At 37.7% G+C, this 15,286-nt stretch carries 17 protein-coding genes; 6 read left to right on the plus strand and 11 right to left on the minus strand.

All coding sequences use genetic code 11. The features are described 5' to 3' along the window. The first annotated feature begins 25 nt into the window (after positions 1 to 25). Positions 26 to 937: an ATP-binding protein gene (locus tag ACH0BF_RS01950; protein ID WP_406908718.1), complete on the plus strand. Its 912-nt coding sequence runs from the start codon at positions 26 to 28 to the stop codon at positions 935 to 937. Here the strand turns inward: ACH0BF_RS01950 and ACH0BF_RS01955 are convergent. The 6 genes from ACH0BF_RS01955 to ACH0BF_RS01980 all read right to left on the minus strand — a co-directional run bounded on the left by ACH0BF_RS01955 (position 912) and on the right by ACH0BF_RS01980 (position 5,677). Continuing rightward, positions 912 to 1,034 carry a hypothetical protein gene (locus tag ACH0BF_RS01955; protein WP_340854155.1) on the minus strand — a complete coding sequence of 41 codons (123 nt, stop codon included), beginning with the start codon at positions 1,032 to 1,034 and terminating at the stop codon, positions 912 to 914. The genes ACH0BF_RS01950 and ACH0BF_RS01955 overlap by 26 nt on opposite strands. A gap of 429 nt (positions 1,035 to 1,463) precedes the next feature. Next, positions 1,464 to 2,819, minus strand: coding sequence for a PepSY-associated TM helix domain-containing protein (locus ACH0BF_RS01960; RefSeq protein WP_406908719.1), 1,356 nt, complete (start codon positions 2,817 to 2,819; stop codon positions 1,464 to 1,466). Between the two features lie 29 nt (positions 2,820 to 2,848). Next, positions 2,849 to 3,424 carry a DeoR family transcriptional regulator gene (locus ACH0BF_RS01965; RefSeq protein WP_340854156.1) on the minus strand — a complete coding sequence of 192 codons (576 nt, stop codon included), beginning with the start codon at positions 3,422 to 3,424 and terminating at the stop codon, positions 2,849 to 2,851. Between the two features lie 328 nt (positions 3,425 to 3,752). Further along, positions 3,753 to 4,136: a DUF1259 domain-containing protein gene (locus ACH0BF_RS01970; RefSeq protein WP_340854157.1), complete on the minus strand. Its 384-nt coding sequence runs from the start codon at positions 4,134 to 4,136 to the stop codon at positions 3,753 to 3,755. A gap of 379 nt (positions 4,137 to 4,515) precedes the next feature. Beyond that, the gene (locus ACH0BF_RS01975; protein ID WP_406908720.1) at positions 4,516 to 5,010 is read right to left on the minus strand and encodes a DinB family protein; all 495 of its coding nucleotides are present in this window, start codon (positions 5,008 to 5,010) and stop codon (positions 4,516 to 4,518) included. 136 nt (positions 5,011 to 5,146) lie between these two features. Then, entirely contained in the window at positions 5,147 to 5,677 is a 531-nt protein-coding gene (locus ACH0BF_RS01980) for a GNAT family N-acetyltransferase (RefSeq protein WP_340854159.1), read from the minus strand. Positions 5,678 to 6,053: 376 nt separating this feature from the next. Between ACH0BF_RS01980 and ACH0BF_RS01985 the strand changes: the two genes are divergently transcribed. After that, positions 6,054 to 6,752, plus strand: a complete 699-nt coding sequence (locus ACH0BF_RS01985; RefSeq protein WP_340854160.1) for a YetF domain-containing protein — start codon at positions 6,054 to 6,056, stop codon at positions 6,750 to 6,752. A 141-nt stretch (positions 6,753 to 6,893) separates the two neighbouring features. Here the strand turns inward: ACH0BF_RS01985 and ACH0BF_RS01990 are convergent, their stop codons facing one another. Beyond that, on the minus strand, positions 6,894 to 7,112 hold the full coding sequence (locus ACH0BF_RS01990; RefSeq protein ID WP_406908721.1) for a hypothetical protein: 219 nt from the start codon (positions 7,110 to 7,112) through the stop codon (positions 6,894 to 6,896). 80 nt (positions 7,113 to 7,192) lie between these two features. Here ACH0BF_RS01990 and ACH0BF_RS01995 point away from each other — a divergent pair, with 80 nt between their 5' ends. Both ACH0BF_RS01995 and ACH0BF_RS02000 read left to right on the plus strand, forming a co-directional pair. Next, positions 7,193 to 7,492, plus strand: a complete 300-nt coding sequence (locus ACH0BF_RS01995) for a hypothetical protein (RefSeq protein ID WP_120031224.1) — start codon at positions 7,193 to 7,195, stop codon at positions 7,490 to 7,492. A 164-nt stretch (positions 7,493 to 7,656) separates the two neighbouring features. Then, positions 7,657 to 8,394 (plus strand): FAD-dependent monooxygenase, encoded by a 738-nt coding sequence (locus ACH0BF_RS02000; protein ID WP_406908722.1) that lies wholly within the window; start codon positions 7,657 to 7,659, stop codon positions 8,392 to 8,394. 206 nt (positions 8,395 to 8,600) lie between these two features. Here ACH0BF_RS02000 and ACH0BF_RS02005 read toward each other — a convergent pair whose 3' ends face one another. Then, positions 8,601 to 9,815: a WG repeat-containing protein gene (locus ACH0BF_RS02005; RefSeq protein WP_406908724.1), complete on the minus strand. Its 1,215-nt coding sequence runs from the start codon at positions 9,813 to 9,815 to the stop codon at positions 8,601 to 8,603. A 232-nt stretch (positions 9,816 to 10,047) separates the two neighbouring features. Between ACH0BF_RS02005 and ACH0BF_RS02010 the strand changes: the two genes are divergently transcribed. Beyond that, positions 10,048 to 10,632 carry a TetR/AcrR family transcriptional regulator gene (locus ACH0BF_RS02010; RefSeq protein ID WP_406908725.1) on the plus strand — a complete coding sequence of 195 codons (585 nt, stop codon included), beginning with the start codon at positions 10,048 to 10,050 and terminating at the stop codon, positions 10,630 to 10,632. A gap of 59 nt (positions 10,633 to 10,691) precedes the next feature. Continuing rightward, a complete protein-coding gene (locus tag ACH0BF_RS02015) occupies positions 10,692 to 11,885 on the plus strand; it encodes an MFS transporter (RefSeq protein ID WP_406908727.1) in 1,194 nt (397 codons plus the stop codon). Positions 11,886 to 12,065: 180 nt separating this feature from the next. Here ACH0BF_RS02015 and ACH0BF_RS02020 read toward each other — a convergent pair whose 3' ends face one another. From ACH0BF_RS02020 to ACH0BF_RS02030, 3 genes are all read right to left on the minus strand, one after another. Then, positions 12,066 to 13,139, minus strand: coding sequence for a M42 family metallopeptidase (locus tag ACH0BF_RS02020; RefSeq protein ID WP_406908728.1), 1,074 nt, complete (start codon positions 13,137 to 13,139; stop codon positions 12,066 to 12,068). Positions 13,140 to 13,286: 147 nt separating this feature from the next. Then, the gene (locus ACH0BF_RS02025; protein WP_406908729.1) at positions 13,287 to 14,267 is read right to left on the minus strand and encodes an ABC transporter ATP-binding protein; all 981 of its coding nucleotides are present in this window, start codon (positions 14,265 to 14,267) and stop codon (positions 13,287 to 13,289) included. Further along, positions 14,245 to 15,258 carry an ABC transporter ATP-binding protein gene (locus tag ACH0BF_RS02030; protein ID WP_340854169.1) on the minus strand — a complete coding sequence of 338 codons (1,014 nt, stop codon included), beginning with the start codon at positions 15,256 to 15,258 and terminating at the stop codon, positions 14,245 to 14,247. The genes ACH0BF_RS02025 and ACH0BF_RS02030 overlap by 23 nt, the downstream gene beginning before the upstream one ends. Positions 15,259 to 15,286 lie beyond the last annotated feature (28 nt).

The following is a 15,286-nucleotide window of genomic DNA, read 5'->3' on the forward strand; positions in this document are numbered from 1 at the left end:
CCCCTCGATAATTGTTGGTAAAACCTTGCATGACTTCTTACCTGAAAGTCATGCAGATGAGAAACAATTTTATTATGAAAAAGCTTGGAATGGCAGCATTATTAATTATGAAGGAAACCTCAATGGATTCTATTATCTTACTTCATTAACTCCAGTAATTATTAATTCACGAGTCATTGAAGTAAATGGGACAGCCATCGAGATTACAGAGCACCGAAAGAACACCCTCAAGATTCAAGAGCTAGAAAAGCTTTCGTTAATTGGTGAATTAGCAGCTGGGGTTGCCCATGAAATTCGAAATCCTTTAACGTGTGTAACCGGTTTTGCTCAAATGATTAAGGAACTTTCAAGTGATAAAACAATAGATAGTTATATGGACATTGTTCTTAGAGAATTAAATAGAATTAATGCCATTGTAAACGAATTCATCTTTATAGCTAAACCGAAAGAAAACATGAAGATTAGGGAAGTGGACATCAAGGCTTTGGTCTCTCATGTTGTAGAATTTATGAAGCCTCAAGCTACTTTAAAAGGTATACATCTTATTAAATCCATTCATTTCGATCAGACATTTACTATTCAATGCGATCCTAATCAGATAACACAGGTGCTAATGAACTTGATACAAAACGCGATTGAAGCCACTACTGACCCTGCCACGCAAGAAATAGTTATTTCCCTTAAGAATATGCATGGTGAGAGTGTCTCAATAGAAATTATCGATAAAGGGAGCGGCATTTCACAAGAGAGACAGAAAAGACTATTTGAGCCTTTCTACACAACAAAAGAAAAAGGGACAGGTTTAGGCCTTATGATGTGTAGACGAATTATAGAAAACCATAGCGGTACCATAGAAATTAATAGTCAACTCGGTGAAGGAACGACCGTCATAATCAATTTGCCTAAAGCTTTTAATCATCATCAAATACAGGGTTAGCCACGCCGCGGCAATGATAATCAGCAACCGGTAACCTAACAGCTGGTGGAGGAGGATATTCAACTACTCTTCCTCCCAGCTGTTCATTAAGAATCATGCACCCGCTCCCCCTTTGAGGTGCCCCCCGCTTAAATTTTTCAACTCCCATAGTCTTATGCCGCTTCTCTGACATTCTAATGCGTTATACCAGATGATGCTTTCAATCTTCGGAAAGTATTCATTTCGAATTGGCCTTGCATGTTCTTTTCTTTGAGTACATTCAAAAAACTAACAAAGCGGGTGGGTTGTATCCGGAATCGTGTTAGGAGAGAAAATACCAAGGGATAAACCTTTCATTAGCTCAATGGCCTGTCTTACCCTCAACGGGAAAATAAAAAGGTGCCTAAGATGGTGCCCGTTCTGTCCAGTTTTTGTCTGAATAAAATACGAGCTCTTGTCGCTTTGGAATAATGATCGATCCAGTTACGACTAATAACTTTGATAAGTGAAAAAAAGACTGATCCACACACGCTCGTAACATATTCAATTAATTTACAATGCTTATGTTTTTCCGCTTAAGGTGAATGATCCATTCAATAATACCTACGATAATTAAGGAAATACCAAATAGAGGCATGATCAAACCTAAAGTTACCATAAAGATGATAAAACCAATCGACAGACCACTTGATATTTTTGGTGGAGCTGAGAGTTTCCCCTCTTTTTTGCGAGATAGCCACGTTTTAATTCCCCAAAAAATGACGAATAGGAAGGTTAGACAAACAGCTAAGTTAATCAGTTTATTTGGCCAGCCAAATAAGTGACCTTCATGTAGCGGGATCCCCCATGTAAACCATTTGGCTAAAATGCCATAATCCTGATAGCTCACTTTTGAAATCAATTGTCCACTATATTGATCGAAGTAAGTTGTCATTTCATCATACGGGCTAACATCCAAACCGGTTACACCAGTATTACTCCCCTTAGATACTGTATATACCCCGGCTTCACTCATTGGGTAAACAATTGAATATGGTTTTAAAATATGGGAGCCCTCAATCTTATTCATCAATTGTTGAACACTTAACATATTGCTTTTATTTGGCCTATCCATCATATTCGCCATATCATGATGTGCATGGGGTTCACTTGATGCGGGCGCCTCATTTTTACGAGTAGCCCATGGAATCTCACTCATATCTGAAGCCGGCGGCTGTTGTTGTAAAATGGGAGTCCCGATAGAAGGATACTCTTGAGCTACCGAGTATATAAAATTCCCCATAAATGCTGACCAAGGCAAGCCGGTAAAAATAATCACAATCATTGGAATGGTAATAATTGTTCCTGCGAACGCATGCCATTTTTTATTTTTTTGTCTCTTCGTTGGATTCTGTTTCTTCTTCAATGCCCGTCCCTTAAATGTCATGTACATACCAGAAAACATTAAGAAGATTGCCCAACAGGCAGCTAATTCAACTAAATAATTTACAATGGTTCCACCTACAAAAAGCGAACTATGTATTGATCTCATAACATTTGAATAGGTATACGCCGCGTTTTGACTGCCAACCATTTGATAATTATCATCTAAAAATACATATTTTTGGTCGCCGGCTTTATTTGTCATTGTTAAGCGTGTAGTATACGGTTCTTCTAATACCATAATCTTTGAAACAGAATAGCCTTTATATTGCTCTACTGCGTTCTCAATGCCTTCATCAATTGATAATTGTTCGGTTTTATCGCTCTTCCCAAAGAATAGATGGTCGTAAGCACTATTTTCCACATTTGTATAAAATAGATAACCAATACCGCTTAAGGTCAATGTGATTAATAGCGGTGCGATAAATAAGGCTGCATAAAAGTGCCATCTCCATAAACGATTGTAGTTGCTTTTTTTCACCTCTAAACCCCCATCAAATATCTATTTTTCTACTGTTTTAAATGGCAGCAGCCTTTGTCATGCATTTCACTAGTTATAGCTTGAATAGCTTCTCTAAAACGATATATTTGTCCGCCAAACCCTAATTGGAACTGTTTAGCTTGTTTGGTAGATTCAAAGGCAATAACTTGCGGCTGGCAACAATTCAAATTAATATCTGCATTCAAAAGAAAGCTTGCTGTTTTAGCACTTATCGTTGTATCTTTTAAAAAATCATGACAAATAATTTGAGAGACGTCATTTTCTATATCTTGAAACCGAAGAAGTCCACAATGAGGACAACAAGCTTTCTCCACGTGCTGATTCTTTTTAATTAATTGAACAGATAGTCTTGTATTTGCATCCTTATAGCAATAAGAACAAGTATTAGAAGAAACATAGCTGTTGGCAATAAGAGTAATTCCATTAGATGTTTTAAACACTTTCTGTTGATCAATTAAAGGTTTTAAGTCTCGGTAAACCGTCATTTCGGACACTTCTAATCTTTTGCTGATATCTGAAACGCGCAGTGTCTCTTCTTTTTCTAACCACGTTAAAATTTGTTGTTGCCTTTCTATCGGTAACATTTTATCCCACCACTCTTTATTAAATAACAATCAGAACTATCTTCAAATCACTTATTCTGAAGACCTTTTTATTCACAAATCACAGTTAAAGATTCTATGATAGATCATGTGAAAAAATGTGAGTATACAACATCATTTATAACAGCTAAATGTGAGAAAAGAATGAATAGCATAAAAGTTTCTTAAATAAATGAAATTACTACTGATCATCTCGATAAGTGAAAAAAAAGAGCATGTTTTGAACAATCTTCTTTCAAAACATGCTCTTAATGTATTCAAGTTACTTTATCTGTTTCGCAAGTCGAAAGAAACAGCTCCTCATAAACTATCAAAAAAATTTAAGGCCGGCTTCTTTTGCAGCCTCAAAGCTTTCTCTAGCAAACTCAAAGGGGTCCATTCCAACATTCTCCCAATGCATATACATTAGCCGTGGTTCTTCAAACAGCCAGTGGTTATGAAACGCTGTTACGATCAGTCCTCTTCTTCGTAATGCATCGAGCATTGGATTAACTTCTCTTTGGAGGAGCACAGTTTCCCCTAGGTTAAGACCATTATTTTCAAAAGATAACATAAATGGAAGAGCTACTGGAGAAAGGGTCCTGCGGCCTAAAATAGTTGCTCTAATATCTCGCAGACGCATAATTACACAAGCAGGGGTCGATTGAATTACTTCACCGCCGATAATATCTGCAAGTCTTTGACAATTTGACAAATTTATTCCTCCCTTCATTGTGTTATACTATAGCTTATGAAGAATATGGAAAGCTTGTCTAGGCAGATCAAATAAGAGGATTAATAAAATATTAATTATTAAAATAACTGAGGTGCTCGTCTGATGTAGCTTTCGAATAAAGTTTAATTGAAACAATGTTATTAATTTTGATAAATGAACAAAAAAGAACATGTTTTGAAAAAAAGATTGATCAAATCATGTTCTTCTCATGTTAAACTGAATTTCGTTCCTTCTTTATATCGAAACAATAGAGCTATCTGCTTTTGTTCTTAAAAAGACAGTAATTGCTTAATTATCGTTTTGATAGGTGATTATTAACGTGGTTTAATTTCAGCAGTTAAATAAGCAGCATAGCCCCCTAATCTAAACCAGGCAATCCCAGTATATCCGTGTTCTGAGGGACGTAGCCAAGCAGACGTAACATTGCTACAATTTGCCCTTTGTGATGAAATTCGTGTGTAATTGAATGAACCAATAATTGGTGGGGGGTTTTTCTCACAAATCCACTTTCCGTTCTCCAAGGAAGCTTCTTTTCGATAACTGTATTCAACTCTTCAATAGATTTTTCAAATACTTGTTCTACATATGCATCCGCTTGTTGAAAATAACGTTTAATATCTTCTAGTTGCATTTGATTAATTTCTTTTCTTGAGTAAAGTGGGGTAGTTGTCGCTGAAAGCACAAAAGAACCTAACCAAGCATGATAACATCCCGCTATATGAAAGAAGGAATCTTTTATACTTTGAAAACCAAAGTCAAGTTCCTTGATAAGCTCTTCTTCCGTTAATTCTTTACACTGGTCTAATAAAATGTTTCTTGTTTGTTTTACCCATTCATATTCTAATTTCTCCATTGCCTTCCCTCCCATTAAATTTTCTACCTTTTTTACAGTTAACAGCTCTCGAAATATTCTTATTTTACTGTAAAAAAATAAAAGATGAAATGAAAAACCAATTTCATTCCATCTTTTTAAATAGCTAAACAATTCCTTACAACTTTACACTATCTATTTTCCACTCTTCCTCTAGAATAGCGTAATAATACTCATCCCACCATTCATTTTCCTTTGGGATACATTTTTTAAAATATCCTTCCCTTCTCATTCCAATCTTCTCCATAACTCGATATGATGGAATATTCTCTGGTTGACACGTTGCGATAATCCTATGTAATTTCATTTTTTCAAAACCAAATTTTAAAACCGCTCGTGCTGCTTCAGAAGCATATCCTCTATTGTGATATTTTGGGTTAAACACCCACCCAATCTCATAAGTATGCTCACCAAAATACTTTAAAAAAACGATGTGTCCAATAACAATATTCTCGTCTATTAATACAACAGCAAATTTCTCAGCCGCATCATCCTTGTTTTTATTTATAAATTCTTTTACATCTTCTTTAGTCAAAACACCTTCTGGTATGTATTTCATTACATTAACCTCAGAAGTATATTCATAGACAGCTTGCCAATCATCGAATGTAAATTTACGTATTAATAACCTTTTTGTTTTTATGTTCATTACATATCCTCCAATAAAAAGACTACTCCCCTAATCCTTGTTTCGATATTAAGACAAAAATAACCTCTAAAAATTATCATTCCCTCTCCAATTAAACTGCCCCTTAGTTTAATTTTAATTGTTATGCATTCATATCCCTTTCCTCCTATAAAGTAAAAGAGGGCACCAAATAACAGAACAGCTGCCCGCTGCCTTCATATTTTGGCGCCCTTATTTTCCATTGGGGTATTTATTAATCTGTTATATTTTAACGAACTACGGCATACTGATCATTTCTATATTTTTCAAAAAAATCAATAGAAGATACATCAAATTTTAAAAGTTTGGAACAATACGTAGTAATTTACTTTCCATAATGAATGAAAGGAGTTTAACTATGTCGGTTCCAGAACTAGTTCTAAGGCTTTCTATTTCTTTTATTACTTTATTAGTTTTAACAAGGCTTATTGGAAGAAAAGAAATTTCCCAAATGACCTTTTTTAACTTTGTATCTGCTATTTCAATCGGTACTATAGGGGCTTCTCTTGCTATTGATAACTCACTAAGTATTCGTAACGGACTGATCTCTTTGTTAGGCTGGAGCGCTTTCACCATCTTTCTCGGATTTCTAGATATAAAATCTAAAAATGCACGTTATGCTATTGTAGGACAACCAATCATTCTTATTAGAAAAGGAAAAATTATGGAAAATACTCTCCGCAAGGCGCGGCTAGATATAGATTCTTTAAACACTTTATTACGAAAGAAGAACGTATTTTCCACCTCTGATGTTGATTACGCAATTTTTGAAACAGATGGCACTCTCTCCGTAATAAAAAAGGAACCAAAGCAGACTTTGATTGAGAGCGGCATGAACACCCCAAAAACTAATACCGATTTTTTCCCTCTTCCTATGTCTGTGATTTCTGATGGCGAAATTGATAAAAAGAATTTAGAAAAGTTAAATCTTAACGAGGAGTGGTTAGATCAACAACTACAATCAGCTGGTATCAATTCTATTTCCGATGTCTTCTATGCTGAAGTTCAAAAAGATGGATCACTATATATTGATAACAAAAATGATGTATTTCATTAGGTTTACAGCGTCTTGAAGAGGGCCTCACCCTCTTCCCTATACTTCTGTTTAAATAACATCCTATCCAGACATCCGAACCTGCTGACTTCTTATCACGTTAAGCACCTTACCACCCTTCCAAATAATTGTGTCATCTTCACATTATTTAGGCGTCACTTTCGTCAATGGTCCATCGATAACTACACAATCTGCATTTTCAATTAAGTCGATTTCTGCTGTATTTTTAAGGTTAGGCTCTTTCACCAAATTGCCAACACTTTTTAAAAGGCCGGGAGCTTTGCTGTTTTTTTCTTCCTTCCAATTTTTCCTGAACCAAATCCAGTATGTAGCCATACCCCCAACTGAATAAACGACAGCCACACGAACCTCGTTTGTATATTAATTCTAAATGAGTTAAAATGTGTAATTAATGTTTTTATAAGTGAAAGATGAGGCAAGTTATGAAAAACAATAAAAGATATTCCTGGCTTAGTTATACTTCGTTGACCTTAGGTATATTATTAGCTGCTTCACCAGTCATCCATGCTCGTTCTCCACTAGCATTTGACTTAATGATCGCCTTTTATGTTGGTATTCCGACAGTACTTATCTTAAGTATGACCTCTTTGTTTAAAAGATCTGAGAAGAAACTTTTAGCTTTTTGTAGCCTTGTTTTAGCTATCGTTATGCTTGTTTTTGTAGCTCTTCTTCTCTATATTCCGTATCACAAGTTTGATAATGTTCTATATTTTATTATGTAAATATCACTAGTCACCTTCTCATTTCCAACGAACTGCGACATAAACATATTAATACTGTCGTAGATAATAAAATTGTTCCGTGCAATCATTTTTTTGAAGATCACTATCCAATAAAACAAGAAAAAGTGGACAACGGAGGATATTAAAATGAAACGGGAGTTACAGTGCGTCTAGAAGATGGAAATGCCATAGAAGGTGATGCACTTATAGCAGCGGATGGGATCCATTCCGTCGTACGGAAAAAATCCCTTTCAACCATAAATCCGCGTTATTCAGGTTATACTTGTTGGCGTGCTGTGGTGAAGCCTCCAAAAGAATTTGTCATACCCGGGGAATTTACCGAAACATGGGGGTCGAAAGGACGGTTCGGCATGGCCCCTCTGACAAATAATCAGATATACTGGTTTGCATGTATCAACGCACCTTTTCAAAGCAAAGACATGTCAGCTTTTACAACGAATGAATTGTCTCATGCCTTTCAAGATTATCATTTCCCTGTACCTGAGTTAATCAAATGGACAGGAGACGAAAAACTCATATGGAATGACATCATTGATCTCAAGCCTACCAATCGCTTTGCTTTGGATAAAATTCTGCTGATTGGTGATGCAGCTCACGCCACTACTCCTAATATTGGTCAAGGAGCAGGTCAAGCCATTGAAGATGCAATCATACTAAGCAAAATTTTAAAGTATAAGAAGTGTAGGGAAGAAGCATTTCTTGAATTTGAAAATTTAAGAATGCCAAAGACAAAAAAGGTTATCAATCTTTCATGGCGCATTGGAAAAGTAGCGCAATTAGACAATCCCTTTCAAATTAAGATTCGTAATGCAATCATGAGAAGGCTGCCTGCCAAAATACAAGAAAATCAATTAGAATCCGTTTTCCACACCGATTTTTAATTACTTGGATTAGCATAATCAGCCTTAGATTTTCAAATGACTTTATTAGTGTAACGAAGTATCTTGCACCAAAATTAACCAAGTACATTTTTGCCCCGTCCTAAATCCAGGACGGGGTTATGCTTGTTTGGCTTTTTAAATTACTTTATTGTCCCGTAGCTCTTTCAAACTTTTTTCATTGAAAGGGTGCCGTTCTTCCAGATGCTTCAAAACGCATCATTGATAAAATCTGCGAATAAATCCTTGTCATTCGTTATCACATTTCCCCAAACTACTTTTCCTTTTTTATTTATATATTGCAGCTTGTTTCCCTTCTTCACGAGAGCCAACCCACTTTGAAAATTACGCGCATCGCTAAATGATTGATTGAATAGTTTCTTTCCTGTTTTATTAATGAAAAAATATTTGTTGTCTTTGGATACTAAAGCTACTCCCTCATTAAAATCTGTAGCTGTATCATAAATGACGGGAATAACTATTTCTCCAGTCTGATTAATATAACCGCTCCTAACGTAGGGATCTTCTGCTTGTTCTGGTGTTAATCCAACAACCGCCATCCCTTCTGAAAATGGGCTGGCACTGTCAAACCGGGCTTTGATGACAATTTCTCCATTGTCATTTACATATCCCTCGCCTTCAAAAAAGTCATCAGTATAGTACGGAATCAGTCCTTCGTTCCCATATTTCCATTGTATAATCTTTTTTTCTGTAGCGTCGACGATAACCTTATTATGGTTATCTACTAAATCGACTATCTCAAACTCTTCCTGTTCATCGTCTTCTTTAACAGTGGTAACGGCAAAATAATCCTTATAAATATCCCTAACGACCTCGCCTCTCTTAGGTGTAAACACCTTTTTGCCGTTTTTATCTAAGACGACTTGTTGATTTGTTTTCTTGTCAGTCGCAAATATATATCCTTCCTCTATAAAATCATAGTTATATTTTGGAGAATGAAGATTTTGTCCTTTGTTAGTTAAGATACCCGTGCTGTCTGCCTTTTTATCATAATAGGTGACTTTTCCCATATTGAAATCCAGCTGATCATTTGAACCGCCGTATAATGGCAGCTCTCCTTCACAGTTTTGAAGGTATAAAGGGATTTTCACCTTACCACTTGTATCTATATATCCATAATGTTTTCCATCCTTGCTTACCATCGCTAATCCTTCTGAAAAGTTTTGTGCTGACTTATACAGATAAGGAATCATCAATTGTCCCTTCTGATTTATAAAGCCATACCTTCCATCTTTTTTAACAAGATAGAGCTTAGCTTGTGTAAAAGACTCTGTTTCTTGTGCCTTGCGTTTTTCCTCTTGAGTTTTTATAGAAGATTCATCATTGGAGCAGGCGATAAGCGTTGAAGAGACTAACACACTCAAAAAAGACAGAGACAGCTTGCAGAAAAGTTCTCCCTTCATACATCCTCCCTTTATCATTTTGGTATTATTTTGAATCTGGAATCCTTCGAGCAACTATATCAAATTTTTCTGCCATTACGGCCATTCACCTAAAAAAGAGGCTGCTTTCATTCTGCAATTAAAATAAAGGCTGTCTTTCATTTATTTTGTATATGAAAGAATTAGCTTGCTTGCCGGTCCATTCTCTGGTAAATTAACTTACGAACGTTCGTTAAAAAAGAGGTGATGGTGTGTGAGAAGCAATAAAATCAAAGGAGCAGCACTCAAGTATTTTACCCTCCATGGCTATGAGGGAGCTTCCCTATCGCAAATTGCTGAGGAAGCAGGGATAAAGAAACAATCGATTTATGCTCATTTTAAGAGTAAAGACGATTTATTTTTACAATTACTTCAAGATGCAAAAGAAGTAGAATTATCTTCAAAGTTGCAATACTTTAATGAAAAAGCGGTCAATCACCCGGAGAAGGATCTGTACGGTTTTTTAATTATGGTTACACAGTTATTTCAGAAGGATGAATATATGAAATTTTGGCTTCGAATGTCCTTCTTTCCCCCGGATCACTTATTGAAAGAAATAGAGAAGAACATTATAGATATTGAACAGCAAGTAAAAGAGTCTCTTGAAAAGAAATTTAGTGAATGGATTGAAGCAAAAGTTATTTATGGAACAGACCCCCAGATACCAACGATTGCTTATATAGGTATCATCGATGCGATTATGGTGGAGCTTGTTTATACGAATAGCTTAAAAAAAGTTGAAGACAGGTTGGAAGCTTCATGGAAAGTGTTTTGGAGAGGGATCTCGTTGGAGCGATAGAATCAATAAAAGTTTGTGAGAAAATTTTCCCGTGAAAGCAGAGGTGTGCATACTCACTTATGATTCGTAATCAAAAAATAGTACTTCTTATATTATTAAGCAATATTTTTGTTGCTTTTTTAGGGGTTGGTTTAATTATTCCCATTATGCCTTCCTTTATGAATGAAATGAATTTGTCTGGTGCCACAATGGGCTACATGGTTGCCGCTTTCTCCTTTTCTCAATTATTAATGTCCCCGGTGGCCGGAAGATGGGTAGATCAGTTCGGCAGAAAAAAAATCATCATTATTGGATTGTTTATCTTTTGTCTTTCTGAGCTGCTTTTTGGATTAGGAAAGCACGTTTTAGTCCTATATCTTTCAAGAATACTAGGAGGAATCAGCGCAGCATTTATTATGCCGGGAGTGACAGCCTATATTGCAGACATTACCTCTTTAGAGGAACGCCCTAAAGCATTAGGTTATTTATCAGCGGCTATCAGTACCGGTTTCATCATCGGCCCTGGCATTGGAGGGTTTATAGCTGAATATGGCATTCGAGTTCCTTTCTTTTGTGCCGCAGCAATCGCTTTTCTTGCTGCTATTTCTTCCTTATTTATTCTTAAGGAGCCATTGACAAAAGAACAATTATCCGCTATTTCCTCTAAAAACAAGAAAGCAAGTTTTGTAAAAGAGTTAAAGAAGTCATTAAATCCTCTTTACTTTGTGGCATTTATCATTGTATTTGTCCTGGCATTTGGGTTATCAGTTTACGAAACAGTTTTTAGTTTGTTTTCTGATCACAAATTTGGTTTTACCCCTAAGGACATTGCTTATATTATTACTATCAGTTCGATATTCGGCATGATTTTCCAAGTCTTTTTATTCGGAAAAATGATTCATGTATTAGGTGAAAAAAAGCTTATTCAATTATGCCTCATAACTGGAGCCATTTTTGCTATTGCTTCAACTGTCGTCACTAACTTCTGGCTTGTTTTGATGGTCACTTGTATTATCTTTTTAGCCTTTGACCTGCTCCGGCCGGCGCTCACCACTTTTCTTTCAAGGACTGCGGGAAATGAACAAGGTTTTGTAGCAGGAATGAACTCCACTTATACAAGCTTAGGAAATATTGTAGGGCCTACAATAGGAGGGATTCTGTTTGATTTCAACATCCATTTCCCTTACATCTTTTCAGCCATTATTCTAGCGGTTGCACTATTTATCACAGTGTCTTGGAAAGAGAAACGATTAGCAGATAGAATCGTTGAATAAAATGATCCATTGAATAGTTACTGCAAAACTATTATTTAAATTAGTTATATAAATGAAAGAAAATGAGCCCATGATATGGACTTGATTCCTATGGAAACCTCTTTTGTTTTTTAAAAACCTACTAATAGGGGCTGTTCCATAAGTCGGTTATCCTGACTCATGGAATAGCCCCCTATCTTTTTATATTTTTTCCTGCAAGGCTTCAATAAATGCTACAATCAACTGTACAGAATATTCCAAATCATCTATATGTACACAACCAGTTGCTGAGTGGATATTACGGGATGGAAAAGAAATGCAGCTAGCTAAAGCTCCGTTGCCTGCTACGCTCATGGCCCAGGCATCTGTTCCGCCATTCAGAACAACTTCCCGCTGATAAGGGATATTGTTTTTTTCTGCCGCTTGAATTAATTTGCGAGTTAGTTTCTTTGGGACATTATTTCCGTGTCCGGTACTCGGTGTCCAGTCATATAGCATAAGCGCGGGACCGCCACCAAGCGTAACTGCAACGTCTTTTTCAGTTAAAGCAGGTGTTCCTCCGGAAAGGCAGACATCAAGGGCAAGACCGATATCAGGTTGGATCCGGTTCGAGATCGGGACGGAACCACGGATGCCCATTTCTTCCTGCACAGTCCCCACTCCATAAACGGTGGGAACGATATTTTTGTCTGCCAGTCGTTTCATTGCTTCCACCATCACTGCGCAGGCTGCACGATTATCAACAGCCTTTCCCGTGAAAATCTTACCGTCATTTAGAAATTGTCCCGTTCTTTGAAATGTCAGATAATCACCGATCTGCACGCCGAGCGCTAACGTTTCTTCTTTACTTGTCGTTCCAACGTCAATATATAACTCCTCAATAGGAATGGCGAGTTTTGCCTCTTCTGGTGTCACAATGTGTGCAGGCTTTCCCCCGGTTATTCCTGTTACAGGGCCCTTTTCTGTATAAATCGTTAGCACTTGGTTGAATGCTGTTCGGTTGTCGTGATAACCGACTGGTAAAATATAAACGAAACCTTGACTATCAATGTTATGAACAATATAGCCGATTTCATCCATATGTGCCGCAAGCATAACCTTAAAATCTGGGTTGCTTCCCTTTTTGATAAATACCTGATTTCCAAGTGCATCTTCAAAGTGTTCGTCTGTCACCGGCTTTAAATGAGCCTGTAGAGCTTGTGCAACACGTTCTTCATCCCCTGATACACCATGAATGGCATCAAATTCCACTAGAAGGTCTTTTAGTGAGCTCATTCCCTCTCCCCCGTTTGCTTTTTTTGTAAAATTAGACAGCTTTTTCATCCTTCTCATTACTCGAAAATCTCGGCAGTCTATCTAGCGCCAACAATTCAACTACATCAGCTACTTACCTCGATCTCCCGGCCAGACGGAAGTTCCAGTCTATTTCTCGTTACTAGCATATAAATGACACGCTACGAAATGTCCCGGCTGTACTTCTTTAAAAATCGGCGCTGCTTCTGTACAGCGAGCAAAGCATTGAGGACATCTGGAAGCGAAGCGGCAGCCCGTTGGTGGATCAATAGGGCTTGGAATATCTCCTTCCAATGTAATTCTTTCTTTCTTTTCTTTCGGGTTATTGATGGGAATTGAGTGTATTAAGGCTTTCGTATAAGGATGTAGCGGCTCTTCATATAAGTCTTCCACCTGGGCCATTTCCACCATCTGTCCCAGATACATCACTCCGACCCGATCACTGATATGCTCCACAACGCTTAAATCATGGGCCACAAAAAGTATCGTCAAGCCTAGCTTTTCACGCAGTGACGCCAGCAAATTCAAAATCTGAGCTTGCACGGAAACATCCAGGGCAGAAACCGGTTCATCCGCAAAAATAAACTTAGGATTTACAGCCAATGCTCTTGCCACCACAATGCGCTGCAGTTGTCCGCCGCTGAATTCATGCGGATAACGGTCCATCGCATCCGTCGGTAGTCCGACCTGTTCTAGCAGCTCTACGATCCTGTCTTTTGCTTGATCTCCTGTTGCTATCCGGTGTACCTTTAACACTTCCTGCAACGTCTGACGGATTGTCAGTCTTGGGTTCAAAGAAGAATAGGGATTCTGAAAAATCATTTGCATTTCTCGTCTTATCTGTAAAAGCTCTTTCCCTTTAAGGCTAGTAATATTTTTCCCCATAAAATAGACACTGCCGCCGGTTGCCTCTTCAATCTTTAAAATACACCTGCCCGTTGTTGACTTGCCGCATCCGCTCTCACCGACAAGTCCAAATATCTCACCTTCCCGGATAGTGAAAGAAAGATTATCCACGGCTTTTAGCAGCTGTGTATGCTTCCCAAGGAAATTCGTTTTTCCAGCGGGAAAATATTTTTTTAACCCTTCAACTTGTAGCAAGGCTGTCAAGACGCTCACCTCCTTCCTTTACTGCCACTTCGGCCATATGACATGCTGCCCAATGAGAAGGAGCGAGTTGTTTCAATGCAGGTTTTTCTGTCACACATATTTCTGTTTTGACAGCACAGCGGGGAGCAAAAGGACATCCATTAATCTCCTTTGCCAGATCAGGCGGTGAGCCTTCGATGGATTTAAGTGTTTTCTCCCTATGACCAAGCTTCGGTCTTGAATCCATTAACGCTTTTGTATAAGGATGCAGCGGTTTCTCAAAAATATTTTCCACACTTGTGCTTTCAACAATTTCACCTGCATACATAACCGATACTTTGTCACAAATTTCGGCTACAACGCCTAAATCATGAGTGATCATCAGAATGGCCATTCCGTATTGCTTCTGAAGCTCTTTCATTAGCCTTAGAATTTGCGCTTGTATTGTTACATCTAACGCGGTTGTTGGCTCATCGGCAATAAGCAATTTCGGCTTGCATGCCAATGAAATGGCAATCATTAGCCGTTGCAGCATTCCCCCGCTAAACTCGTGCGGATACTGATGATAACGCTTTTCCGGTGAAGGGATGGAAAGCTGAGTCATGAGCCTTATTGCTTCTTGTTTCGCTTGCTGCCTGGCCATTCCTTTATGAAAACGAAGCACCTCTGCAATCTGGGCGCCCACTTTAATTAAAGGGTTCAAAGAGGTCATTGGGTCCTGGAAGATCATCGCCACTGAATTGCCTCTGATTTTCTGCATTTGTTTTTCCGTTTGTTTCGCTAGATCAATATTTTCAAAAATCATTTCCCCAGATACAACTTTTCCGTTTTGGCCTTCAACAAGCCTCATGATCGATTTAGCTGTCACACTTTTGCCACTGCCGCTTTCGCCTACAATTCCCATTGTCTCTCCTGATTTGATGGAGAAATTCACAAAGCGAACCGCATGAGCAATTCCCCGTTCTGTTTGAAATTGAGTGGATAAATTTTTTACTGTAAGTAAATCACTCATTTACACATTCCCCCTTTAATAGAAAAGC

Source organism: Pseudobacillus sp. 179-B 2D1 NHS (genome assembly GCF_045370945.1).
Taxonomy (GTDB): Bacteria; Bacillota; Bacilli; order Bacillales; family Domibacillaceae; genus Pseudobacillus.